At 55.3% G+C, this 22905-nt stretch carries 23 protein-coding genes; 5 read left to right on the forward strand and 18 right to left on the reverse strand.

The features are described 5' to 3' along the window. Window positions 1-37: 37 nt before the first annotated feature. From hemG to pepQ, 4 genes are read right to left on the reverse strand one after another with little or no spacing between them, the layout of a single operon-like run. Window positions 38-571 carry a menaquinone-dependent protoporphyrinogen IX dehydrogenase gene (gene hemG / locus KO1_RS23965; protein WP_023329109.1) on the reverse strand — a complete coding sequence of 178 codons (534 nt, stop codon included), beginning with the start codon at window positions 569-571 and terminating at the stop codon, window positions 38-40. A gap of 11 nt (window positions 572-582) precedes the next feature. Then, window positions 583-2034, reverse strand: coding sequence for a Trk system potassium transporter TrkH (trkH, locus tag KO1_RS23970; RefSeq protein ID WP_004107802.1), 1452 nt, complete (start codon window positions 2032-2034; stop codon window positions 583-585). A 41-nt stretch (window positions 2035-2075) separates the two neighbouring features. Further along, window positions 2076-2690, reverse strand: coding sequence for an IMPACT family protein (locus tag KO1_RS23975; RefSeq protein WP_004107800.1), 615 nt, complete (start codon window positions 2688-2690; stop codon window positions 2076-2078). Beyond that, window positions 2690-4021 (reverse strand): Xaa-Pro dipeptidase, encoded by a 1332-nt coding sequence (gene pepQ / locus KO1_RS23980; protein WP_004107798.1) that lies wholly within the window; start codon window positions 4019-4021, stop codon window positions 2690-2692. Before pepQ ends, KO1_RS23975 begins: the two co-directional genes overlap by 1 nt. Window positions 4022-4212: 191 nt before the next feature. On the opposite strand from pepQ, the gene fadB reads away from it, so the two are divergent. From fadB to KO1_RS23995, 3 genes are all read left to right on the forward strand, one after another. Further along, window positions 4213-6402, forward strand: coding sequence for a fatty acid oxidation complex subunit alpha FadB (gene fadB / locus KO1_RS23985; RefSeq protein WP_049593752.1), 2190 nt, complete (start codon window positions 4213-4215; stop codon window positions 6400-6402). Between the two features lie 9 nt (window positions 6403-6411). Next, on the forward strand, window positions 6412-7575 hold the full coding sequence (fadA, locus tag KO1_RS23990; RefSeq protein ID WP_004107794.1) for an acetyl-CoA C-acyltransferase FadA: 1164 nt from the start codon (window positions 6412-6414) through the stop codon (window positions 7573-7575). Window positions 7576-7817: 242 nt separating this feature from the next. Continuing rightward, window positions 7818-8129: a hypothetical protein gene (locus KO1_RS23995; protein WP_004107793.1), complete on the forward strand. Its 312-nt coding sequence runs from the start codon at window positions 7818-7820 to the stop codon at window positions 8127-8129. 42 nt (window positions 8130-8171) lie between these two features. Here KO1_RS23995 and fre read toward each other — a convergent pair whose 3' ends face one another. Both fre and ubiD read right to left on the reverse strand, forming a co-directional pair. Next, window positions 8172-8873, reverse strand: coding sequence for an NAD(P)H-flavin reductase (gene fre / locus KO1_RS24000; RefSeq protein ID WP_004107791.1), 702 nt, complete (start codon window positions 8871-8873; stop codon window positions 8172-8174). 54 nt (window positions 8874-8927) lie between these two features. Continuing rightward, a complete protein-coding gene (ubiD, locus tag KO1_RS24005) occupies window positions 8928-10397 on the reverse strand; it encodes a 4-hydroxy-3-polyprenylbenzoate decarboxylase (protein WP_004107790.1) in 1470 nt (489 codons plus the stop codon). A 176-nt stretch (window positions 10398-10573) separates the two neighbouring features. Between ubiD and rfaH the strand changes: the two genes are divergently transcribed. Continuing rightward, window positions 10574-11062: a transcription/translation regulatory transformer protein RfaH gene (gene rfaH, locus KO1_RS24010; RefSeq protein WP_004097595.1), complete on the forward strand. Its 489-nt coding sequence runs from the start codon at window positions 10574-10576 to the stop codon at window positions 11060-11062. A gap of 6 nt (window positions 11063-11068) precedes the next feature. Here the strand turns inward: rfaH and tatD are convergent, their stop codons facing one another. From tatD to udp, 9 genes are all read right to left on the reverse strand, one after another. Next, window positions 11069-11863 (reverse strand): 3'-5' ssDNA/RNA exonuclease TatD, encoded by a 795-nt coding sequence (gene tatD, locus KO1_RS24015; protein WP_160887395.1) that lies wholly within the window; start codon window positions 11861-11863, stop codon window positions 11069-11071. A gap of 30 nt (window positions 11864-11893) precedes the next feature. Further along, the gene (gene tatC / locus KO1_RS24020) at window positions 11894-12667 is read right to left on the reverse strand and encodes a Sec-independent protein translocase subunit TatC (protein WP_004107787.1); all 774 of its coding nucleotides are present in this window, start codon (window positions 12665-12667) and stop codon (window positions 11894-11896) included. Between the two features lie 2 nt (window positions 12668-12669). Continuing rightward, the gene (tatB, locus tag KO1_RS24025) at window positions 12670-13209 is read right to left on the reverse strand and encodes a Sec-independent protein translocase protein TatB (RefSeq protein WP_004107785.1); all 540 of its coding nucleotides are present in this window, start codon (window positions 13207-13209) and stop codon (window positions 12670-12672) included. A 3-nt stretch (window positions 13210-13212) separates the two neighbouring features. After that, window positions 13213-13464 carry a Sec-independent protein translocase subunit TatA gene (tatA, locus tag KO1_RS24030; RefSeq protein WP_004107782.1) on the reverse strand — a complete coding sequence of 84 codons (252 nt, stop codon included), beginning with the start codon at window positions 13462-13464 and terminating at the stop codon, window positions 13213-13215. Window positions 13465-13541: 77 nt separating this feature from the next. After that, window positions 13542-15182: a ubiquinone biosynthesis regulatory protein kinase UbiB gene (gene ubiB, locus KO1_RS24035; protein ID WP_024274886.1), complete on the reverse strand. Its 1641-nt coding sequence runs from the start codon at window positions 15180-15182 to the stop codon at window positions 13542-13544. After that, on the reverse strand, window positions 15179-15784 hold the full coding sequence (ubiJ, locus tag KO1_RS24040; RefSeq protein WP_004107778.1) for a ubiquinone biosynthesis protein UbiJ: 606 nt from the start codon (window positions 15782-15784) through the stop codon (window positions 15179-15181). The genes ubiB and ubiJ overlap by 4 nt, the downstream gene beginning before the upstream one ends. A gap of 13 nt (window positions 15785-15797) precedes the next feature. Next, window positions 15798-16553 (reverse strand): bifunctional demethylmenaquinone methyltransferase/2-methoxy-6-polyprenyl-1,4-benzoquinol methylase UbiE, encoded by a 756-nt coding sequence (ubiE, locus tag KO1_RS24045; RefSeq protein WP_004107776.1) that lies wholly within the window; start codon window positions 16551-16553, stop codon window positions 15798-15800. Window positions 16554-16623: 70 nt separating this feature from the next. Continuing rightward, complete coding sequence (gene rmuC / locus KO1_RS24050; protein WP_004107774.1) at window positions 16624-18072, reverse strand: DNA recombination protein RmuC; 1449 nt, start codon at window positions 18070-18072, stop codon at window positions 16624-16626. Between the two features lie 138 nt (window positions 18073-18210). After that, entirely contained in the window at window positions 18211-18972 is a 762-nt protein-coding gene (gene udp, locus KO1_RS24055) for a uridine phosphorylase (protein WP_064407143.1), read from the reverse strand. Window positions 18973-19239: 267 nt separating this feature from the next. On the opposite strand from udp, the gene KO1_RS24060 reads away from it, so the two are divergent. After that, window positions 19240-20052 carry a dienelactone hydrolase family protein gene (locus tag KO1_RS24060; RefSeq protein ID WP_004117059.1) on the forward strand — a complete coding sequence of 271 codons (813 nt, stop codon included), beginning with the start codon at window positions 19240-19242 and terminating at the stop codon, window positions 20050-20052. A 3-nt stretch (window positions 20053-20055) separates the two neighbouring features. Here the strand turns inward: KO1_RS24060 and KO1_RS24065 are convergent, their stop codons facing one another. The 3 genes from KO1_RS24065 to KO1_RS24075 form a co-directional block, all read right to left on the reverse strand. Continuing rightward, window positions 20056-20745, reverse strand: a complete 690-nt coding sequence (locus KO1_RS24065; RefSeq protein WP_023329104.1) for a transporter substrate-binding domain-containing protein — start codon at window positions 20743-20745, stop codon at window positions 20056-20058. Between the two features lie 95 nt (window positions 20746-20840). After that, window positions 20841-22133, reverse strand: coding sequence for an anaerobic sulfatase maturase (locus KO1_RS24070; protein WP_064407145.1), 1293 nt, complete (start codon window positions 22131-22133; stop codon window positions 20841-20843). 40 nt (window positions 22134-22173) lie between these two features. Then, window positions 22174-22896, reverse strand: a complete 723-nt coding sequence (locus KO1_RS24075) for a GntR family transcriptional regulator (protein WP_004107711.1) — start codon at window positions 22894-22896, stop codon at window positions 22174-22176. Between the last annotated feature and the right edge of the window lie 9 nt (window positions 22897-22905).

Here is a 22905-nt window from a genome sequence, read left to right on the forward strand (position 1 = left end):
TTCGCTCAACTTTCCATCACCGGGGTGATTTAACGCGCTATTTGCTGGTCATTTGCGCAATTTCCCGTGCAAATCTGCCTACCTGCTGCCAGTCGGTATAGACCACTTCTTTACTGACATCGGTCTCGCCGCCGGTCATCTTCATAATAAGACGAATCATAAAGCGATCGTACCAGCGATAGCGTGGATAGCGGAGCGCACCGGCAAACACCGCGCAATGCTGGGGCTGCCAGGGCGAGTTGAGCAGAAACTTGCGCGTGTAGCTATTAGTTTGCGGCGTTCGTTTTTCTGGCTTACGCGCCACGAGGTTGACCGAGAAAAAAGCCCCCGGCAGCGCCTGTAGCGATTGAAGATGCGTTTTTACAAACCGTTCCAGCGCTGGATGAAAATGACCGTAGCGGATTGATGCGCCTATCACAACGCGATCGTATAAAGGCCACTCCACCTCGTTAGTGCGGTTGAGATCAACCGTGTCCGAATCGATCCCCTGCTCTTTTAATTCAGAGGCCAAAAACGAGGCGATCTCGCGCGTCTGTCCGTCGCGGGTGGAAAAGAGAATCAAAGTTTTCACAGGCACTCCTGTTATTCGCGCCAGAAAGTCGGAGTAAATAGCACCAGTAAGGTGAACACTTCCAGACGACCAAACAGCATATTAGCAATCAAGATCCATTTCGCGACAGGGTTCATCGTGGCGAAGTTATCCGCCACTACGCCCAGTCCCGGTCCAAGGTTGTTCAGCGTGGCGACGACTGAAGCAAAGGCCGAGAAATCATCCACGCCGGTAGCAATTATCGCCAGCATACTGATGATAAACACCAGCGCATACGCGGAGAAGAATCCCCAGACGGCTTCGAGGATACGCTCCGGCAGTGCACGGTTTCCCAGTTTAATACTGTAGACCGCATTAGGGTGTACCAGACGTTTAAGCTCGCGGTTGCCTTGCTTAAAAAGCAGCAGGATACGAATAACCTTTAGTCCACCGCCGGTGGACCCGGCGCAGCCGCCGATGAAAGCCGAACAGAGGAGGAGCACCGGCAAAAATAGCGGCCAGCGCGCAATACTGTCGGTCGTGAAGCCCGCCGTTGTCGCCATCGACACCACCTGGAAAAACGCCTGGTTGACCGTCATTAACGCCGAGCTATAGACGTCATGCAGCCACAGTACAAGGGTGCATACCACCACCAGCGTAAACTGCACGCCGATAAACATACGGAATTCAGGGTCTCGCCAGTACACTTTCAGGCTGCGCCCGCTCAGTAATGAAAAGTGCAGGCCGTAGTTACAGCCAGAAATCAGCAGGAAAACCGCAATAATGGAGTTAATTGTTGGGCTATTAAAGTAACCCACGCTGGCATCATGGGTGGAGAACCCGCCAATCGCGATAGTAGAGAAGCTATGGCCGATGGCGTCAAATGCCGGCATCCCGGCAAACCACAGCGCCAGCGCGCAGGCCACCGTCAGCAGGACATAAATAAGCCACAGCGTTTTTGCCGTCTCTGCAATCCGCGGCCGCATTTTGTTATCTTTCAGCGGTCCGGGCATTTCGGCCCGATACAGCTGCATCCCCCCGACGCCCAGTATCGGCAGTATCGCTACCGCCAGAACGATGATCCCCATCCCGCCAAACCACTGCAGCATCTGCCGGTAGAAAAGAATAGCATGGGGTAACGAATCGAGCCCCACCAGCGTGGTTGCCCCCGTCGTTGTCAGACCGGAGAAAGATTCAAAGAATGCATCCGTCACCGTCAGGTTCGGCTGCTCCGCAAAGATAAACGGCAATGCCCCCACGCTACCCAGCACGGTCCAGAAGAGAACCACAATCAGAAATCCTTCCCGGGATTTCAGTTCTCCCTTCTCACGACGATTAGGCCACCACAGCAGCGAACCGATGGCCAGGGCAACGAAAAAGGTCTGGGTAAACGCTCGCCCCGCACCATCGCGATATATCAGAGCTATTAATCCCGGAAGGATCATCGTCCCCGAAAACAAAATGACCAACAGTCCAACGATTCGGGTTATCGCGCGAAAATGCATCTCTGGCGCTTCCTTTGATATGCAAAAAAATCAGGTGGGGATTATTCGTCAATCTTCAGTAATTGCAACGAACCGCGACTAAAATCAGCCAGCTTTGCTGAAAATAGCGCCACTTCAGCCTGGGGAAGCGCCACGCGCAGCTGAACAGACGCCTGATATTCGCTTTCGACAATTTTTCCTGAGAACTGAGCCAACAGCGTTTCAATCCCGGCCAACTGCCCGTATTCACACTGCAAAGTATATGCGGTGAGCGGCGTCTTGCGCTGTGTTGTGAGCTGCGCTAGCGCCTGATGTACACCGCCGCCATACGCTTTCACCAGGCCGCCGGTGCCCAGCAGAATACCACCGTAGTAGCGCACGACGACAGCGGTTATCTCGCCGACGCCGCTGCCCATCAGCTGCGCCAGCATTGGTTTCCCCGCCGTTCCCGCCGGTTCGCCATCGTCGGAAAAACCCAGCTGCTGAGAATCATTTGGCGGCCCTGCAACCCACGCTACGCAGTGATGACGCGCATCCGGGTGATCCGCCCTGACTGACTCGACAAACGCCTTTGCCGCCGCTACGCCATCGGTATGGGCCAACAGCGTAATAAAGCGGCTCTTTTTGATCTCTTCAACGACGGTGACCGGCTCGGCCGGTATCAACCAGCTTTCCATTACGCCAGTTTCAGATCGCGCGTCATATTTTCGATGCTGTTTTCGTGGATCACGACGTTGTCTTCGATACGGATACCGCCAAAGGGTTTCAGCGCTTCAATTTTCTGCCAGTTAAAGTGTTTGCTGAACTGTCCTTCGCGCCACGGCGCCAGCAGCGATTCGATAAAGTAGATACCCGGCTCGATCGTCAACACCATGCGCGGCTGCAGAACGCGCGTGCAGCGCAGGTAAGGATATTTTGCCGGCGCGGCCTGGTGGGTACCGGTATCATCCTGCATAAAACCAGCAACGTCATGAACCTGCAGACCTAAGGGGTGGCCAATACCGTGCGGCATAAATGGTCCGGTCAGGTCATTTTCCACCATCGCTTCTTCGCTCATGTCTTTGACTATCTGATGTTTACGCAGCAGTTTGGCGATGCGCTGATGAAACTGGACATGATAATCCACGTAGCTCACGCCCGCCTTCATGGTGCTAATCAGCGCCAGCTGTTCATCATTAACGTCTTTAATCAACTGAGCATAGTCATTATCGCCATGCGCCGCCCAGGTACGGGTCAGGTCGGCTGCATAGCCGTTGTATTCCGCGCCCGCATCCAGCAGGAAGCTACGCATCTCTGCAGGCGCACGATGATCAAGCTTTGTGTAATGCAGTACGGAGGCATGCTCGTTCAGCGCCACAATATTGCTGTACGGCACATCAGTGTCGCGATGGCCGGTCGCGGTCAGATAGGCCTGGTTGATATCAAACTCGCTCATCCCGGAGAGGAAAGCTTCATGAGCAGCCTGATGACCGTTAACCGCCGACTTCTGCGCTTCACGCATACAGGCCAGCTCATAGTCAGTTTTATAAGAGCGATAGTAGTGCAGATAATCGATCGCCCCTTTCGGGTTGATTTTATCCGCCGCAATATCCAGCCCCAGCGCACGTTCCGGTACCGGTCCGATATAAGCGATATTGCCACGCGCGGCAGGCAGCTGGCTGCCGATACCATCCGCTTTCGGCAGGGCGATCACCTCCACCTCTTCGGTCCAGAATGACGTCGGCAACGGTTCTACGTTATGCCAGTAATCAACCGGCAGATAGAACCACAGCTTTGGTTTGTTGACGCCGTCCACCAGCAGCCAGCAGTTCGGAACCTGCGTAACCGGTACCCAGGCTTTGAACTGTGGGTTGACCTTAAATGGATACGGATGATCGTCAAGAAAGACGTTGACCAGTTCACCTGAGTGAATCAACAGAGCATCCAGCTTAAAGCGGGCCAGAACATCGCGGGTGCGTTCTTGTAAGGTAACGATATGATTTTTATAGAGACCGGCCAGGGATTCCATCTTTTATCCTTTGATTTTATTGGATCGTGAATCTTCGCATCTTAGCACATTGGCTCCAGACGGGGTGATCTCTAGCGGGTGTGATCCGACCAGCATTTATTTAAAGACTTATTTGCATTTTCTTAACATAAATTCCACACTCCGTTGCATCTGGTACGACCAGATCATATTGCTGGATTCAGGAGACTGACATGCTCTACAAAGGCGACACCCTGTACCTCGACTGGCGGGAAGACGGCATTGCCGAACTGGTATTCGATGCCCCCGGCTCGGTCAATAAGCTTGATACCGCAACCGTAGCCAGCCTCGGTGAAGCGCTGGACGTGCTCGAAAAACAAAAAGATCTGCAAGGGCTACTGCTGCGCTCTGAGAAAGCAGCCTTTATCGTCGGTGCGGATATCACTGAATTTCTTTCCCTGTTCCTGGTTCCGCAAGAACAGTTAAGCCAGTGGCTGCATTTCGCCAATAGCGTATTTAATCGCCTGGAAGATTTACCGGTTCCCACTATTTCCGCCGTCAACGGCTATGCGCTGGGCGGCGGCTGCGAATGCGTGCTGGCGACCGATTATCGCCTGGCGACGCCGGATTTGCGCATTGGCCTGCCGGAAACGAAGCTGGGTATCATGCCGGGCTTTGGCGGCTCGGTGCGGATGCCGCGGATGCTTGGCGCGGACAGCGCGCTGGAAATCATTGCCGCAGGTAAAGACGTTGGCGCCGAACAGGCCTTAAAAATCGGCCTCGTCGATGGCGTGGTTAAACATGAAAAACTGCTCGATGGCGCGATAGCAATTCTGCGTCAGGCCATTAAAGGTGACCTGGACTGGAAGGCGAAGCGCCAGCCGAAGCTGGAGCCTCTTCACCTGAGTAAAATTGAAGCCGCGATGAGTTTTACCATCGCCAAAGGCATGGTGGCGCAAACCGCCGGGAAACACTACCCTGCGCCCATTACTGCCGTTAAAACCATTGAAGCCGCCGCCCGCTTTGGCCGCGAAGAAGCCTTGAATCTGGAAAACAAAAGTTTTGTCCCGCTGGCGCATACCCACGAGGCGCGGGCGCTGGTAGGTATCTTCCTTAACGATCAGTATGTTAAAGCGAAAGCGAAGAAGCTGACTAAAGATACCGACACGCCAAAACACGCGGCCGTACTGGGCGCGGGGATTATGGGCGGCGGCATTGCATACCAATCGGCATGGAAAGGCGTGCCGGTAGTCATGAAAGATATCAACGACAAATCGCTGACGCTCGGCATGACCGAAGCGGCCAAATTGCTGAATAAACAGCTTGAGCGCGGCAAAATCGATGGTCTCAAAATGGCTGGCGTTATTTCCACTATTCAGCCAACCCTGGATTACGCCGGCTTTGAGCGCGTGGACGTCGTGGTCGAAGCCGTTGTTGAGAATCCGAAAGTGAAAAAAGCGGTGCTGGCGGAAACGGAAGACAAAGTCCGTCCGGATACCGTGCTGGCATCGAATACCTCCACCATTCCCATCAGCGAGTTGGCCAGCGTACTGAAGCGCCCGGAAAACTTCTGCGGAATGCACTTCTTTAATCCGGTGCACCGGATGCCGCTGGTCGAGATCATTCGCGGTGAAAAAAGCTCGGACGAAACCATTGCGAAAGTGGTCGCCTGGGCCAGCAAAATGGGTAAAACGCCAATTGTGGTCAACGACTGCCCCGGTTTCTTTGTTAACCGCGTGCTGTTCCCCTACTTCGCCGGTTTCAGCCAGCTGCTGCGCGACGGCGCAGACTTCCGCAAAGTCGACAAAGTGATGGAAAAGCAGTTTGGCTGGCCGATGGGCCCGGCCTATCTGCTGGACGTCGTTGGCATTGATACCGCGCATCACGCGCAGGCAGTCATGGCGGCGGGCTTCCCGCAGCGGATGCAAAAAGATTATCGCGATGCGATCGATGCGCTGTTCGACGCTAACCGTTTCGGCCAGAAAAATGGCCTCGGCTTCTGGCGCTACAAAGAAGACAGCAAAGGTAAGCCGAAGAAGGAAGAGGATGCCGCAGTCGATAGCCTGCTGGCGGAAGTCAGCCAGCCGAAGCGTGATTTCAGCGATGAAGAGATTATCGCCCGCATGATGATCCCGATGGTCAACGAAGTGGTGCGTTGTCTTGAAGAGGGCATTATCGCCAGCCCGGCGGAAGCCGATATGGCGCTGGTCTATGGTCTCGGCTTCCCTCCGTTCCACGGCGGCGCGTTCCGCTGGCTGGATACCCTCGGTAGCGCAAAATATCTCGATATGGCGCAGCAGTATCAGCATCTCGGTCCGCTGTATGACGTGCCGGAAGGATTGCGCAGCAAAGCGCGTCATAACGAACCGTACTATCCCCCGGTTGAGCCTGCCCGTGCGCCAGGCGAGCTGAAAACGGCTTAAGGAGTCACAATGGAACAGGTTGTCATTGTCGATGCAGTTCGTACCCCGATGGGCCGTTCGAAGGGCGGCGCCTTTCGCCATGTGCGCGCGGAAGATCTCTCCGCGCACCTGATGCGTAGCCTGCTTTCACGTAATCCATCCCTTGAAGCAAGCGCCATTGATGATATTTACTGGGGATGCGTTCAGCAGACCCTTGAACAGGGTTTCAATATTGCCCGCAACGCGGCGCTGCTGGCGGAAATCCCGCATTCCGTGCCCGCCAACACGGTCAATCGACTGTGCGGTTCTTCCATGCAGGCGCTTCACGACGCGGCCCGCATGATCATGACCGGCGATGCCAGCGTATGCCTGATTGGCGGCGTAGAACATATGGGCCACGTCCCGATGAGCCACGGTGTGGATTTTCACCCGGGCCTGAGCCGGAACGTCGCTAAAGCCGCCGGGATGATGGGGCTGACCGCAGAAATGCTGGCGCGCCTGCACGGCATCAGCCGGGAAATGCAGGATCAGTTTGCAGCCCGCTCCCACGCCCGCGCCTGGGCCGCGACGCAATCTGGCGCATTCAAAACGGAGATTGTTCCGACCGGCGGTCACGACGCCGACGGCGTACTGAAGTCATACAGCTATGATGAAGTGATTCGCCCGGAGACGACGGTAGAAGCGCTGGCTGCGCTGAGGCCCGCGTTCGATCCCGTCACCGGTACCGTAACGGCGGGTACCTCTTCTGCCCTCTCCGATGGCGCCGCAGCCATGCTGTTAATGAGCGAAAGTCGCGCCCGCGAGCTGGGCCTGAAGCCTCGCGCTCGCGTGCGTTCGATGGCCGTCGTCGGCTGCGACCCGTCAATAATGGGCTTCGGCCCGGTTCCCGCGTCAAAGCTGGCGCTGAAAAAAGCCGGGCTCACCACCAGCGATATCGATGTGTTCGAGATGAACGAAGCTTTTGCCGCGCAGATCCTGCCGTGCATTAAAGATCTGGGACTGATGGAACAGATCGACGAGAAGATCAATCTCAACGGCGGCGCGATCGCCCTGGGCCATCCGCTCGGCTGTTCAGGCGCGCGCATCAGCACCACGCTCATCAACCAGATGGAGCGCAAAGATGCGCAGTTCGGCCTGGCGACGATGTGTATTGGTTTAGGTCAGGGGATCGCGACGGTATTCGAGCGGGTTTAAGCAAAGAGTTAATTCCCTGAATCATTCGCGCGGCATCGCGGCGGCAACCGAGCAAATCCCCGGGAGCATAGATAACTCTGTGACCGGGGTGAGCGAGCGCAGCCAACAAAAAGGCAGCGTGAATGATAACGGGGAGAAGGTTTAGTTGCCGTTCTTCCCGCCTGTCAGGGGCGGGTTTTTTATTTCCGCTATTCAGCTATTATCACCGGATACGTCACGTTGACTAAGGATAATAACGACTTATGAAAACACTCCCTTTCATACTTCTGCTCACCGCATTCTCTGGCGCTGCTCTTGCCAGCGAACAGGATAACGCTCAGGCATGCCTCTCATGGGGAATCAATAAAATGGCGCAGAATCCGGAAAGCGAGCGGCTCAAGGACCTGACCATCACCAATATTAATACCGAACGCTATGATGAGAAGATAGGCAGCCAGCATATCGCGACGCAGTTAGCCGCCACGCTGGAAAAAGAAGGGAACCCCGTAGGGAAAATGCTCTGTTTGCTGGAAAACGATCGACCGCTGTACGTTTACTTTAGCGATGCGCGCTAGAACAGCATCCGGACCAACGCCCGGATGCCTTCACAGCGGCAATCAGATAAAGGCAAACGCGTCGCCAAACAGACGCTCTTCGCGGGCGCCGCGCTCGTTGCAGAACAGATCGCGGGCAATTTTAGCCATCTCGAAGCGACCTGCAATATAGATATCATGATCGCCCAGCGTACCGTAATCCTGCAGGACCGCGGTGAGTACGGTTCCGGTACGGCCACGCCACTCAGCGTCAGGCTGCTCAACCACGGGCTCGATGCGTAAGCCCGGATGCTGCACGCTTAATGCTTCCAGTTCCGCCAGATCATAGAGATGCTTCGCTTCGCGTCCGCCCCAATAGATAGCGATATCGCGGTTTGGATTGCGCGCCAGCGCGGTAAGCAAAATCGAACGCACGTAAGAGAAGCCCGTTCCCCCAGCGATTAAAATCAGCGGGCGTTCTTCATCATCGCGCAGCCAGGCTTCGCCATGCGGCAGATCGACCTCGATTTCACGCTCTTTCAGGATCCGATCCATCACTGCCATCGCATACAGATTAAGTTCAGATGCACCGATATGCAGTTCGATAAACTCCTGTTCCGACGGCGTAGAAGCCATGGAGAATGGGCGCTTATCGCGTTCGTCCATCACGACCATCAGATACTGACCAGCCCGGAAAGAAAACGCCGCTTCCGGCACTAATCGAACGCGATACACAGTATCGGTAATCGCCTCCACCGAGGTCACTTTACAGCTTAAGGTTGTCATGCGTCCCCTCTGTCGGGTCTATTGTGCAAAACAGCGGCGTAGCCCCGCTTACTGTTATTTGAAGATGGCCAGTTCATCCCAGATGGCGTCAACGCGCGCCGTCACCTCAGGATCTTTCTTAATCGGACGACCCCACTCGCGCTGGGTCTCACCGGGCCATTTATTTGTGGCATCCAGCCCCATTTTTGAACCCAAACCGGAAACCGGTGAGGCAAAATCCAGATAATCAATTGGCGTATTTTCTACCATTACCGTATCACGCGCCGGGTCCATACGGGTAGTAATCGCCCAAATCACATCATTCCAGTCACGCGCGTTGACATCATCATCGCAGACGATAACAAACTTGGTATACATGAACTGACGGAGGAAGGACCAGACTCCCATCATGACGCGTTTCGCGTGACCGGCGTACTGCTTCTTCATCGTGACCACCGCCAGGCGATAGGAGCAGCCTTCAGGTGGTAAATAGAAATCCACAATCTCAGGAAACTGCTTTTGCAGAATAGGGACGAAGACTTCGTTCAGCGCAACGCCCAGTACCGCGGGTTCGTCCGGCGGACGTCCGGTGTAGGTCGAATGGTAGATAGCGTCTTCACGCTGAGTAATATGGGTAACGGTAAAGACCGGGAAATTATCCACTTCATTGTAGTAGCCCGTATGATCGCCATACGGCCCTTCCGGCGCCATTTCACCGACTTCAATATACCCTTCCAGCACAATCTCTGCGCTGGCGGGCACCTCCAGATCGTTAGAGATGCACTTCACGACTTCGGTTTTCGTACCGCGCAGCAGCCCGGCAAATGCATACTCGGAGAGGGTGTCGGGAACCGGAGTCACCGCCCCGAGAATGGTTGCCGGATCGGCACCCAGCGCAACGGAGACCGGGAAACGCTCGCCAGGGCGCGCTGCGCACCACTCCTGGAAATCCAGCGCGCCGCCGCGATGCGATAGCCAGCGCATAATCAGCTTGTTCTTGCCAATCAGCTGCTGGCGATAAATGCCCAGATTTTGCCGCTCTTTATGCGGGCCGCGCGTCACCGTCAGGCCCCAGGTGATCAGCGGTGCGGCATCTTCCGGCCAGCAGGTCATGATCGGGATGCGGCCCAGATCGACATCATCGCCCTGAATAATTTTTTGCTGGCATGGCGCCCCGCGCAGACGCTTAGTCGGCATATTCAGCACCTGCTTGAACTGCGGCAGCTTATCAAACAGATCGCGGAAACCTTTTGGTGGTTCCGGCTCTTTCAGGAATGCCAGGAGCTTACCCACTTCGCGCAGAGAACTGACATCCTCCTGCCCCATCCCCAGCGCAACTCGCCGCGGCGTGCCGAAAAGATTACACAACACCGGCATCGCGTAGCCTTTAGGATTTTCAAATAGCAGGGCCGGACCGCCAGCACGCAAGGTGCGATCGGCAATTTCGGTAATTTCCAGATGAGGATCGACCGGCAGGGAAATCCGTTTCAATTCCCCCTGCTGCTCCAGTAATGTCAGAAATTCGCGTAGATCGTGGTATTTCATGGAGTTGTTATTGACCTCTATACAGGCGGCTGATTATACGGCGTTCGCCGGAGCTATGCTGTATTTTTGTTAAATTAGCGTGAAAGAACGCTGAAATTTAGCTTTCAACTGCAATGATTTCGCGATCGCCCCGGCCTTTTGTTATGCTTGCTGCTAGTAGAGTGGAAAGAGTTATTATGCAAGCCTGGTATTTACTTTATTGCAAACGTGGGCAGCTTGAGCGCGCCCAGGAACATCTCGAGCGGCAGGCCGTCAATTGCCTGATGCCAACGATCGAACTGGAAAAAATCGTCCGCGGTAAACGCACGACGGTCAGCGAACCCCTGTTCCCAAACTATCTGTTTATCGAGTTTGACCCGGAAGTGATTCATACCACCACCATCAGCGCAACGCGCGGCGTGAACAGCTTTGTGCGTTTCGGCGCGCTGCCCGCGATCGTGCCGTCTGCGGTTATTCATCAGCTCTCCATCTACAAACCGGAAGGTATTACCGACCCGGAAACGCCGCATGAAGGCGACAGCGTGCTGATCACCGATGGCGCCTTTGAGGGTCTCCAGGCTATCTTTACCGAACCGGATGGCGAAGCCCGCTCTATGCTGCTGCTGAATCTGCTTAACAAGCAGGTATTACAAAGCGTCAAAAATACTGACTTTTATAAAATCTGACGGCGTCTAAAAACGCACGCCAAAGAGCCTTCTGACGTTAGCATCGGTAATCTCTTCCAGCCACGGCGCTTCTTCTCCGCGCCACTCCGCGATACGAGACAGAATATGCGGCAGATATGCAGGCTCATTGCGGCGGGAAGCGGGTTTTGGCTGCATATCCCGCGGCAGCAGATACGGCGCATCGGTCTCAATCAGCAGGCGATCGGCCGGGATATCGGCCAGGAGAGCCCGCAGCTCCAGCCCCCGACGCTCATCGCATACCCAGCCGGTAATGCCAATAAATAATCCCAGCTCCACGCATTCGCGCATCTCTTCGCGGCTACCGGTAAAGCAATGCACCACGGCCCCCGGAAGCTTATCAAGCCACGGGGTTAGCAGGGCCAGGAAACGGTCGTGCGCATCGCGGCAGTGCAAAAATACCGGCATCGACAGTTCCGCAGCGAGCGCCAGCTGGGCGCTAAACGCCGCCTCTTGCTCCTGAGGCGTTGAAAAGTTGCGGTTGAAATCCAGCCCGCATTCGCCAATCGCAACGACCTCTGGCTCGCGGGCCAGCTCGTAGACCGCTGCCGCGGCCGATTCCGTCCAGCTGCGGCTGTCGTGGGGATGAACACCGGCCGTTGACCAGCATCCGGAATAACCATGCGCCAGCTGCTGCGCCTGCGCGCTTTCATGAAGGTTGGTCCCCGTCAACAGCATTCCTGTGACTCCCGCCGCCCGGGCTCGGGCAATAACCTCGTCCCGATCGCGGGAAAACTGCGAGCTGGTCAGATTCACGCCGATATCAAACATCATCACTCCCATACGGCAACCGCCCTGACGGGCGGTTGCGCTTTATTCTTCTTTGCCCTGCGCCTCTTCGGCTGCGGCATCCTCGTCACGCGTCAGGCGCTTACCGGTATAGAACCGCGCGAAGAAGACCCCGACTTCAAACAGGCAGTACATAGGAATCGCCAGCAGCGTTTGCGAGAACACATCCGGCGGCGTCAGCAGCATCCCAACGACAAATGCGCCAACCAGAACATAGGGGCGTTTCTTACGCAGGTCTTCCGGCGTGGTGACGCCCATCCAGCACAGCAGGACGATGGCCACGGGAACCTCAAATGAGACGCCAAAGGCGATAAACAACGCCATCACAAAGTCGAGGTAGCTGCGAATATCGGTCGAGACCTGTACGCCTTCCGGCGCCGCATGGGTCAGAAAACCAAACGCCAGCGGGAAAACAACAAAGTAGGCAAAAGCCATGCCGATATAGAACAGCAACGTACTGGAGACCAGCAGCGGCATAACCAATCGACGTTCGTGCTTATACAGCGCTGGCGCCACAAAGGCCCAAACCTGATACAAAATTACCGGCACCGACAAAATTATCGATACCATGAAGGTCAGCTTGATCGGCGTGAAGAAAGGCGAGGCCACATCCGTTGCGATCATGGTCGCGCCAACCGGCATCTGCCGAATAAGCGGCGCAGAAACCAGCTGATAGATATCATTGGCGAAATAAACCAACGCCAGGAAAATGACCAGAATCGCAAGAATGCTGTTGATTAAGCGCTTGCGCAGCTCAATCAGATGCGTAATTAGCGGTTGAGTATCGTCTACGCCCATTTTTACTGTTTATCACTCGATACGGGGGAGGAGGAATCGGAAGCCGCCACGGCAACTTTTACTTTCTCTGCCGGGATTTCACTCTGCGAAACGGGGAGCTCTTCAGACACGGGTTCAGGTACGTGCTCAGGCGCGCTGGCCTGATGTTCAGCCGTTGCTGGCGTCACGTCCTTGCGCTGCTCTTCACTCCCTTTTACGACCGGGTTATGAATCGTGTTGGCTTCGTCGCTGGCTTTTTCAGGATCGTGGGCGGAATAGGATCGCTTCATAGATTCAGCCGCTTCTCGCAGCTCATCCATAGATGCTTTTAGCTCAGGCGTCAGGTTATCCAGACTGGCCTTTTCCACCTTCTTAAGGCTTTCCTGAAACTCCTGCAGTTTTAATTCCTGGGTTATTTCATTTTGTACGGTAGCCGCCAGCGACCGCAGCGTACGGATCCAGCTGACTACCGTTTTTACCGCTACCGGTAGTCGTTGTGGCCCCAAAACGATGAGGCCAATCACGAATACCAGCAGAAGTTCACTAAAACCGATATCGAACACGAATTACACCTGCTCTTTGTCGTGGCGTTTAGTCTCGTCTTTTTTTGCGTCATCCGGCTTATCAGCAAGGGTTTTTGCCGCGAAATCTGCATCCGGCGCGGATTTTTCCGGTTTATCGTCGTCGCTCATGGCCTTTTTAAAACCTTTGATCGACGCCCCCAAATCGGAACCGAGCGAGCTCAGCTTTTTTGTCCCAAAAAGCAGAACCACAATGACGACAACAATGAGTAACTGCCAAATACTGATACCACCCATACACATTCCCCTATGACAGATGATGAATTAATAGGACGCATTATACACGTTATGCGCAGTGATAAAGGCGACTGCCGTCAGTTCGTCTTACGCCAGCCGATAAGCCAGGTTACGACGCCAGCGACCATCAGCCAGCCGGGCATCATGCCCCACTCAGGGCGGTGGATGAACAGCAGCGTACCACTCAGTAATAAAACCGCGCCTATACCAAACAGATAACGGGACTGCCCCTGGCGCACGTGCCGCACCTGGATGTCGCGCACGATGGTATCGACGCTATTCTGTAACTGCTTGCTTTGCTGCAGGCTCTGATACACCAGCTCAGGTATTTCCGGCATTCTCTCAATCCAGAACGGCGCCTTCTCTTTAAAAGCCCGCACCAGAGCCGGAATGCCCACCTGATCTTTAATCCACGACTCAAGGAACGGTTTCGCCGTTTTCCACAAGTCTAACTGAGGATAGAGCTGGCGACCTACTCCTTCTACGTAAAGTAATGTCTTCTGCAGCAGAACCAGCTGCGGCTGCACTTCCATATTGAAACGTCGCGCCGTGTTAAACAGGTTCAACAACACATGGCCAAACGAGATTTCCGCCAGCGGTTTTTCAAAAATAGGCTCGCAGACGGTACGAATGGCAAATTCGAACTCTTCGACGTTGGTATCTGCGGGAACCCAGCCGGAATCAACGTGCAGTTCCGCAACCTTACGGTAGTCGCGATTAAAGAAGGCAATAAAGTTTTCCGCCAGATAGCGTTTATCTTCTTTGTTCAGCGAGCCGACGATACCGCAGTCTATACCAATATACTGCGGGTCTTCCGGGTGGTTACGACTGACGAAAATGTTGCCCGGATGCATGTCGGCATGGAAGAAGCTGTCGCGGAAAACCTGAGTAAAGAAGACCTGCACGCCGCGCTCAGCCAGCAGCTGCATGTTGGTCCCCTGCGCTTCCAGCGCGGCGACGTCGGAAACCGGGATCCCGTAAATCCGCTCCATCACCATCATGCCTTCACTGCAGTAGTCCGAGTAAACTTCCGGGACATAAAGCATCGGGCTATCTTCAAAGTTGCGCCGCAGCTGAATAGCGTTAGCCGATTCACGCAGCAGGTTGAGCTCATCCAGCAGCGTTTTTTCGTATTCACGCACCACTTCCTGCGGGCGCAGGCGACGACCGTCCGGTAACAGACGAGGCACCCAGCGGGCAAGGCGGTAGATGAGCTTCATATCAGCTTTGATAACCGGCACGATATCCGGGCGGATCACTTTAATGACCACTTCTTTGCCGTTCTCTTTCAAGCGCGCGGTATGCACCTGGGCAATAGAAGCGGAAGCAAGCGGTTCAACAGAGAAATCATCAAACCAGGCTTCTACCGGCAGGCCGCCCATGGCTTGCTCAATTTGCTTTTTGGCCTGCAGACCATCAAAAGGCGCAACGCGATCCTGCAGCATGGCCAGCTGATCGGCAATGTGGGGAGGGAACAGGTCGCGACGGGTCGAGAGCATCTGGCCAAACTTGATCCACACCGGACCCAGCTCCTGCAGCGCAAGGCGCAGGCGCTCGCCAAGAGGACGTTCTTTATGGCGGTTTGGCATCCAGAACAGCATCCGCCGCCAGATTCGCAGCGGCAGCGTGATACGCATTTTAGGAATGAGCTCATCAAGCCCGTAGCTCAAAAAGGTGTGGACGATGAAATACAGGCGCCGTAATTCTCCTGGCGTCATTTGCCCTCCAGCGTTTCCAGCCGTTTTTCCAGCGCGGCCAGCGCTCGCTCAACGGCTGTGGTTTCTTCAGCAAACCAGGCCAGCTCCAGCGGACCCGGCGCCAGGCGCCACTCTTCGGTAATCGCTTCCGCAACATAGCGCTGCTGGCGCTGAGCACCACGCAGAAGAAAACGAGCACCGCCGCGGAATACTTTACTAAAGCCTTCCGCAACCACATCCCCGGTATACGGGGCGAGCAGTTCAGCCGGATCGAACTCCGCGAGATCGCACAGCGTAACGGTATTTTGTACCACCTGCAGATCGCCCTGCACTTCAAGATCGCCGCTGCGAATCAGCGCGGTAAGCTGCTGGCGATTACGTAGCTGCGGAAGCACGCTCAGGCGAGTACGCACGGTGCAGTCTGCCTCGCCTTCCCACGCCCCCAGCACATCGACCTGGCGCTCGCTAAAAACCAGCACCACGGGTTCGGAGAGCTCCTGCAGTTCGACACGCAGCACTTTCCCCAGCAGACGCTGACGGGCAGGTTTCAACGCCCGATCGCGCCAGAGGAAGGTATTCAGAACCGTCTCAAGACCGGCGGTAACCAGTGGTTTGAAAGGCATAGCGTCCCTCCTGTCAGAACTTATAACCGCGGTGTAGCGCAACGATGCCTGCCGTGAGGTTGTAGTAGTCGACGTTTTCAAATCCTGCATCCTGCATCATGCCTTTCAGCGTGTCCTGATCGGGATGCATTCGAATAGATTCAGCAAGATAACGATAGCTTTCGGCGTCTTTCGCAACCAGCTCGCCTACGCGCGGCAGGATATGGAAGGAATAGGCGTCGTAGGCTTTGCTAAGCGGCTCAATAATCGGTTTTGAGAATTCCAGCACCAGCAGACGGCCACCCGGCTTTAATACGCGGTACATAGAGCGCAGCGCTTTTTCTTTATCCGTCACGTTACGCAGACCGAAAGAAATCGTAATGCAGTCAAAGGTGTTGTCCGCAAAAGGTAGCGCTTCGGCGTTCGCCTGGACGTATTCCACGTTGCCGACAATGCCGATATTGCGCAGCTTTTCACGGCCCATTTTCAGCATAGAGTCGTTGATATCCGCCAGCATCACGCGGCCGGTTTCGCCGACCAGGCGAGAAAATTTCGCCGTCAGATCGCCGGTTCCTCCGGCCAGATCCAACACGGTTTGCCCACGGCGGACGCCGCTGCAGTCGATGGTGAAACGCTTCCACAAACGATGAATACCGAACGACATCAGATCGTTCATTACGTCATATTTTGCGGCCACAGAATGAAATACATGCGCCACCATGTCAGCTTTCTGCTCTTTGGCGACAGTCTGAAAGCCAAAATGCGTCGTTTCTTGTGAATCCTCAACCATCTCTATGCCTGCTTACTTATCAAGAAAATGTTCGTTGAGTGTAACAGGTTTAGCGCACTTCCCATACGCTTCAACGCGGCTGAGGACGGTTCTCATACGCAGCGGCAACGGCCTTATCGGCAGAAAAGTCTTTATCTTCCTGCGTGTTACCGTCTTCTGTAAGGAAGTATTCTTCATCCTGCGCGGCTGCCTGTTCGACTAAGTCAGGATTAATCCCACGTTTAACCTCCACCCCCAGCCCGCGAAATGACTCCGCCTGTACCAGCAGGTTACCGCGCCCGGAGGCGAGCTTTTTCATCGCCTGACGGTAGTTATCCTGGGCTTTATCCAGGCTCTGGCCAATGGCCGACATATCGTCAACAAACAGACGCATCTTGTCATACAGACGCCCCGCTCTTTCGGCAATTTTCTGCGCGTTACGGCTCTGATGTTCATAGCGCCAGAGATTGGCGATGGTCCGTAGCGCCACCAGCAGCGTGGTCGGGCTCACCAGCATGATGTTGTTTTTCAGCGCTTCGCTAATGAGTTCCGGCTGGCGATCGATTGCCAGCAGGAAGGCCGGTTCCACCGGGATAAACATCAGAACATAGTCAAGCGAGCGCAGCCCAGGCAGCTGCTGATAATCTTTGCGTCCCAGCAGGCGCATATGGTTGCGTACGGAAGCAATATGCTCCTGCAGCGCCGCTTCTCGGGTGTAATCATCGTCAGCGTTGAAGTAGCGCTCATAGGCCACCAGGGTCATTTTGGCATCGATGACCACGTCCTTTCCCTGCGGCAAACGGACGATCACATCAGGCTGCATCCGCGCGCGGTTTTCCGTTTCGATGCTCACCTGAGTTTGATATTCATGGCCTTCCCGCAGCCCCGATGCTTCCAGTACGCGGGTCAACACCACCTCGCCCCAGTTGCCCTGGGTTTTGTTATCGCCTTTTAGCGCGCGGGTCAGATTTAGCGCTTCCTGGGCCATCTGCGCATTTAGCTGCTGAAGATTGCGGATTTCATGGGCCAGGGTGTGACGCTCCCGCGCTTCCTGGCCAAAGCTATCCTGCACCTGCCGACGAAAGCCATCCAGCTGTTCGCGCAGCGGCGTCAGCAGACCATGCAGGCTCTGGCGGTTCTGCTCATCTACCCGGCGATTACTGTGCTCAAAAATACGGTTCGCCAGATTCTCAAACTGCTCGCTAAGCCGCTGCTCGCTGTTAACCATCTGGCGGATTTTGTCTTCCGCATGCAGCTGAGTGGATTCAAGACGAGTGGTCACTTCGCGGAGGTCAGCTTCCAGCGAGGCGTTGATTTCGCGCAGGCTGCGCAGCTCGTTATTCAGCAGTTCACACTCTTCGCGCCAGTGAGACTCCTGTACCAGCCGTTGGCGGGTGGCGCTCAGCTCAATATCCAGCTCGCGCCGCTCTTCGATGAGATCGGCGCGAATTTGATCGGCGTGCGCTTTGGTCGCCAGCCAGCCGACAATCAGCCCCACGGCCAGCGCCACGACGGCACTAATAATAATTGAGATATCCACAACGCCCCCTGCGGCAACGACTTACGGCACAAAATAGAATTGTGCTGTACAAACGTCCAGTTTGAAAGGGTTTTCCTGCGAGGCGCTACGCAAAAAAGAAGGGCCGAAGAATCCGACCCTTATACGAAGAGAGAATAATTACAGCAGGCGGCGCGCCGCTTCCACGACAATTTTCACCGCGTGGCTTTCGGTTTGCTTCATGGTTTCCGCGTTCGGAATCTCCTGCTGGGTACGGTTGACGATAACCCCGGCAACCATTCCGGCGCGCAGGCCCTGGCTGGCGCACATGGTCAGCAGAGTGGCGGATTCCATTTCATAGTTCATTACGCCCATCGCCTGCCACTCTTCCATCGAGCCTTTAAAGCGGCTAACGACGCGGCCGGAGAAGGTATCGTAACGTTCCTGGCCCGGATAGAAGGTGTCGGAAGAGGCGGTCACGCCGATATGGGTGGTTGCGCCAATAGACTTCGCCGCTTCAACCAGCGCGGTAGTACATTCAAAATCAGCCACCGCCGGGAACTCCATCGGCGCAAAGTGCAGGCTTGCACCGTCCAGGCGGACAGAAGCGGTGGTCACCAGAACATCACCTACGTTAATGTGCGGCTGAATGGCGCCGGTGGTACCAATACGCAGGAAGGTACGGATGCCGAGCTGGGCCAGTTCTTCCACGGCGATAGAGGTCGATGGGCCGCCGATACCGGTAGAGCAGACAATCACTGCTTTACCATCCAGCTCGGCGCGCCAGGTGGTGAATTCACGGTGAGATGTCAGCTTAACCGGCTTATCCATCAGCGCGGCGATCTTTTCCACACGCTCCGGATCGCCAGGGACGATAGCCAGCGTAGCCCCTTGTAAATCGTTTTTGGTGAGGCCGAGATGAAAAACATCAGACTTGGACATAAAAAACTCCTCTGTGGGTCGAATTATCAGCAGAAGCAAAACGGTACTTTACAGAAGCTGCTGGTTCAGTTTTGTGATACCAATCACCATGAATGAAATTCATTGCAATAACTTTCCATAAAATAGTGATAAACATCACATTAACAAGCTAAATCTCAGAACCCTGAACAAAAGATAGCCGGTTTCGGGCACTGTGTTTGGTTAACGTCCTGTCCAGAGCAGCTATAGTTATTGATGCGCTAATAAATTGAGGGTACGGAGAATACCATGACGACAATCAAGCCAACCGGCTTTGCACCTGCAGCCACGCCGCACGCCTCAACTGCCGTTCACACATCAGATGAGAACATCGTCTCCGGGGAGACATCCATCCCTTCGCAGGGAGATAACATGCCGGCATTCCATGCCCGCCCGCGCAGCGTCGACGGTTCGCTGCCGGTGGTTATCGTGGTTCAGGAAATTTTCGGCGTGCATGAACATATCCGCGATATCTGCCGCCGTCTGGCAAAGGAGGGGTATCTGGCTATCGCACCGGAGCTGTACTTCCGCCAGGGCGATCCTAACGATTACAGCGACATTCCTTCTCTGTTCCAGGGGCTGGTCACAAAGGTGCCGGATTCTCAGGTGCTGGCCGACCTCGATCACGTGGCTAGCTGGGCCTACCGCCACGGCGGCGACGCCCACCGTCTGCTCATTACCGGTTTCTGCTGGGGCGGGCGCATCACCTGGCTGTACGCTGCGCATAACCCGCAGCTAAAAGCCGCCGTCGCCTGGTACGGCAAGCTGGTCGGCGAAAAAACGCTTAATTCGCCGAAGCATCCGGTCGATGTCGCCGTCGATCTGAATGCGCCGGTTTTAGGGCTGTATGGCGCAAAAGATGACAGCATCCCACAGGATACGGTAGAAACCATGCGCCAGGCGCTACGGGCGGCCAACGCCACGGCGGAAATTGTGGTTTATCCGCAGGCCGGCCACGCTTTTAATGCCGACTATCGCGCCAGCTATCATGAAGAGTCGGCGAAAGACGGCTGGCAGCGAATGCTGGCGTGGTTTGCGCAGTACGGCGGTAAGCGGGGGTAAAAATCAACTATTGCCGATATGGTGACTCACCATCCCGGCAATAGTCCCGTCCGCTATCCATGAAGAAAGGCAGCGGCAAATAAATTCATAGTGCTGTGTCGCATTGCGCGGCACGCATATCGCCTGATGTATCTGGCTAAAACTATCGGGTAAAACGCGAAACTGTGGATTATCCCGCGCGGCTTTCTCCAGAGGCTGACGAATACCGGCCACCATATCACCTTCGCCGTTGATGAACGCCTGTATAGCATCCTGCGAAGTGGCATATTGGCGCAGCGTCGCATGTTTTAGCGTGCGAATCAGATACAACTCGTAGGCCGCACCTTTGCCCACGTTGATTACTGAACCTTCGCGGTCCATCTCCTGAACCGATTGAATCTTGCTCTCTTTTTTAACCATCAGCGAACTCTCGATCGTGACGTAGGAGGGCGTAAAGCGAAGCTTATCTTCCCTCGCCGGGTCGATAGCCAGAAAAGCGATATCCCATTGATCCATCAGCGCCGCATCCACGACCTGCCCGGCCGTTGGCCAGGTCACCAACCGCGCTTCACGCTGGCTCTCAGTCGCCAGTTTCTTTGCCAGTTCGACGGTTATCCCCCCCGGCGATCCATCTGGCGACAGTATCGTAAGAACCGGGTTGCCCAGATTAATGGCAAAACGTAAATACTTCTTTTGCTCGTGGCGTTCAATCATCATTCATCTCCGAAGAGTGACAGTAGACCCATTCAGTAAATGATTAACTCTGGCCATCTCCAGCGCCAGGGCTTTGACGTATTACTTTAAGCATATCAATGCTGCGCGCCGCAGCATTTTTTATATTTACGTCCGCTGCCGCAGGGGCAAGGGTCGTTGCGGGAAGCCGTTTTCGGCTGCTGCTCTTCTTGCGCCAGCCACTGCATCATGGCCGGGAGCGGATAACCGTTTTCCAGAAGCTGCCGCCAGACGTTCATATACGGCGTCACGTGTTTGAAAAAGTGCTGGTAGCCTGCGCACAGGTAGCTATGGCCGGGGCGACCGCTCGGGGAAACGGCGAAGCGATGTTTCGGACAACCGCCGTGGCAGGCAAAGCGAAACTCGCAGCTGCGGCAATCCGCCGTTAGCGTCTCTTGTTTTGCCTGACCAAAGGCGATGGCCTGCTCGCTATTATTCAGCTCGCGGATGCTCTGCTGATGAATATTACCCAGCTTATGCTCCGGATAAACAAAGTGATCGCAGTTATACAGATCGCCGTTCGATTCCAGCGCAAAAGCGTGCCCGCAGGTTGGCGAATGTACGCAAAGTACCGGCGGCTGACCGGTCCATGCCGCCAGGGCAACGTCAAACATCTGCACATAGACGCGATCGACGTCGCGACGCACCCAGATATCGAAAATTTGGTTAAGAAACTCGCCGAACTGCCAGGAGGGTACCGTCCAGGGCGCCAGCCGCGCCGCGCTCTCACCCGGGAGCACCAGCTGGAGCGCCGCCGAGGCGTCGCTGCTCATCCGTTCGACCAGCGGGATAAACTGCATATAGCGCGAACCGGCCGCCAGCAGGAAATCATACACTTCACGGGCATGATCGACGTTATGCTTGCCGACGACGGTCAGGGTATTGAACTCGACGTTATGCGCCTTCAGCAGCGCCATCGCCGCAACAACCTTTTCGTGGGTACCCTTTCCGGCGCGGTTAACGCGGTACTGGTTATGCAGATGCGCCGGGCCGTCTATCGACAAACCCACCAGAAAACCCTGTTCGGCAAAAAAACGCGCCCACTCTTCGTCCACCAGGACGCCGTTAGTTTGCAGCGCATGTTCTATCTTCTTACCGTTGGCGTACTGGCCGCACAGCTCAACGACCCGGCGAAAAAACGGCAGCCCCATCATGGTCGGCTCGCCGCCCTGCCAGGCAAAGGTCACCGCATCGCCGGACTGGGCGGCAATATGCTGGCGAATATAGTTTTCCAGCGTCTCATCGGACATGCGCCAGTTTTTATTCCGTTCCGGATAAAGCGCTTCTTTTTCCAGATAAAAGCAGTAGGTGCAATCGATGTTACACACCGAGCCGCTCGGCTTTGCCATCACGTGGCAGCCATGAATCATGCTAATTTCCCCAGATTTGATGGCCCGGTAAATGCTGCCATTAACTGTTCTCTACAATGTACTGATAGCAGCTGGCGATATGGCGGGCGATGGTATATTCCACCAGCTCGCCGCGATCGTTAAATCCCTGGCGAGTCTTCACCAGCAGCGGCTCGCCTGCGGCAACCTGCAGAATGTCGCAGTCCTGGGCCGTCGGCAGCTCGGCGGTAATGGTGTCTTTATAGCTGTCAATATTCTCGCCGCGCTGTTCCAGCGCACTATACAAACCTTCTTTAAACGCGTCTAAAGTCAGCTCGCCCAGACGCGGCGTCAGCCAGATATAGTTTACCTGCGCGGGCAGTTCATTTTGTCGATAGATCGTGCGGGTGAGACGCTGAATTTTCTGCCCCGCCGGGAGAGCGAAGGCCTGCGCCACTTCCGCCGGCGGCAACAGCTGCTCGAGTGTCAGATTATGTCGCGAAATAGAGTGCTGCTGCTGGCCATCAACCAGCCGGATACGGGTTTTGACGCCCTGTTTCTCTGAGGTGCTGATAACCATAGTGCCGATTCCAGCCTGGCGTTTTACCAGCCCTTTCGCGGCCAGCTCGGCCAGCGCGCGCCGGGCGGTGATGCGGCTGACGCCGAACAGCTCTTCAAACTCGGCTTCGGTCGGCAGGACATCATTCTTTTTGTAGGCCCCGGTTCTCAGCTTTTCCAGCAGGATATCGTGAAGCTGGGCGTACAATGGTTTCGCGCCGCGAGAATAGTCCAGTTCTTCTTTCATTAACTTCGC

This window comes from Klebsiella oxytoca NBRC 105695, assembly GCF_001598695.1.
Classification (GTDB): Bacteria; Pseudomonadota; Gammaproteobacteria; order Enterobacterales; family Enterobacteriaceae; genus Klebsiella; species Klebsiella oxytoca.

Coding starts and splice junctions, on each gene's coding strand:
- trkH (WP_004107802.1), bottom strand. CDS start 2,034: ATGCATTTTCGCGCGATAACCCGAATCGTTGGACTGTTGGTCATTTTG.
- KO1_RS23975 (WP_004107800.1), bottom strand. CDS start 2,690: ATGGAAAGCTGGTTGATACCGGCCGAGCCGGTCACCGTCGTTGAAGAG.
- pepQ (WP_004107798.1), bottom strand. CDS start 4,021: ATGGAATCCCTGGCCGGTCTCTATAAAAATCATATCGTTACCTTACAA.
- fadB (WP_049593752.1), top strand. CDS start 4,213: ATGCTCTACAAAGGCGACACCCTGTACCTCGACTGGCGGGAAGACGGC.
- fadA (WP_004107794.1), top strand. CDS start 6,412: ATGGAACAGGTTGTCATTGTCGATGCAGTTCGTACCCCGATGGGCCGT.
- KO1_RS23995 (WP_004107793.1), top strand. CDS start 7,818: ATGAAAACACTCCCTTTCATACTTCTGCTCACCGCATTCTCTGGCGCT.
- fre (WP_004107791.1), bottom strand. CDS start 8,873: ATGACAACCTTAAGCTGTAAAGTGACCTCGGTGGAGGCGATTACCGAT.
- ubiD (WP_004107790.1), bottom strand. CDS start 10,397: ATGAAATACCACGATCTACGCGAATTTCTGACATTACTGGAGCAGCAG.
- rfaH (WP_004097595.1), top strand. CDS start 10,574: ATGCAAGCCTGGTATTTACTTTATTGCAAACGTGGGCAGCTTGAGCGC.
- tatD (WP_160887395.1), bottom strand. CDS start 11,863: ATGGGAGTGATGATGTTTGATATCGGCGTGAATCTGACCAGCTCGCAG.
- tatC (WP_004107787.1), bottom strand. CDS start 12,667: ATGGGCGTAGACGATACTCAACCGCTAATTACGCATCTGATTGAGCTG.
- tatA (WP_004107782.1), bottom strand. CDS start 13,464: ATGGGTGGTATCAGTATTTGGCAGTTACTCATTGTTGTCGTCATTGTG.
- ubiB (WP_024274886.1), bottom strand. CDS start 15,182: ATGACGCCAGGAGAATTACGGCGCCTGTATTTCATCGTCCACACCTTT.
- ubiJ (WP_004107778.1), bottom strand. CDS start 15,784: ATGCCTTTCAAACCACTGGTTACCGCCGGTCTTGAGACGGTTCTGAAT.
- ubiE (WP_004107776.1), bottom strand. CDS start 16,553: ATGGTTGAGGATTCACAAGAAACGACGCATTTTGGCTTTCAGACTGTC.
- udp (WP_064407143.1), bottom strand. CDS start 18,972: ATGTCCAAGTCTGATGTTTTTCATCTCGGCCTCACCAAAAACGATTTA.
- KO1_RS24060 (WP_004117059.1), top strand. CDS start 19,240: ATGACGACAATCAAGCCAACCGGCTTTGCACCTGCAGCCACGCCGCAC.
- KO1_RS24065 (WP_023329104.1), bottom strand. CDS start 20,745: ATGATTGAACGCCACGAGCAAAAGAAGTATTTACGTTTTGCCATTAAT.
- KO1_RS24070 (WP_064407145.1), bottom strand. CDS start 22,133: ATGATTCATGGCTGCCACGTGATGGCAAAGCCGAGCGGCTCGGTGTGT.
- KO1_RS24075 (WP_004107711.1), bottom strand. CDS start 22,896: ATGAAAGAAGAACTGGACTATTCTCGCGGCGCGAAACCATTGTACGCC.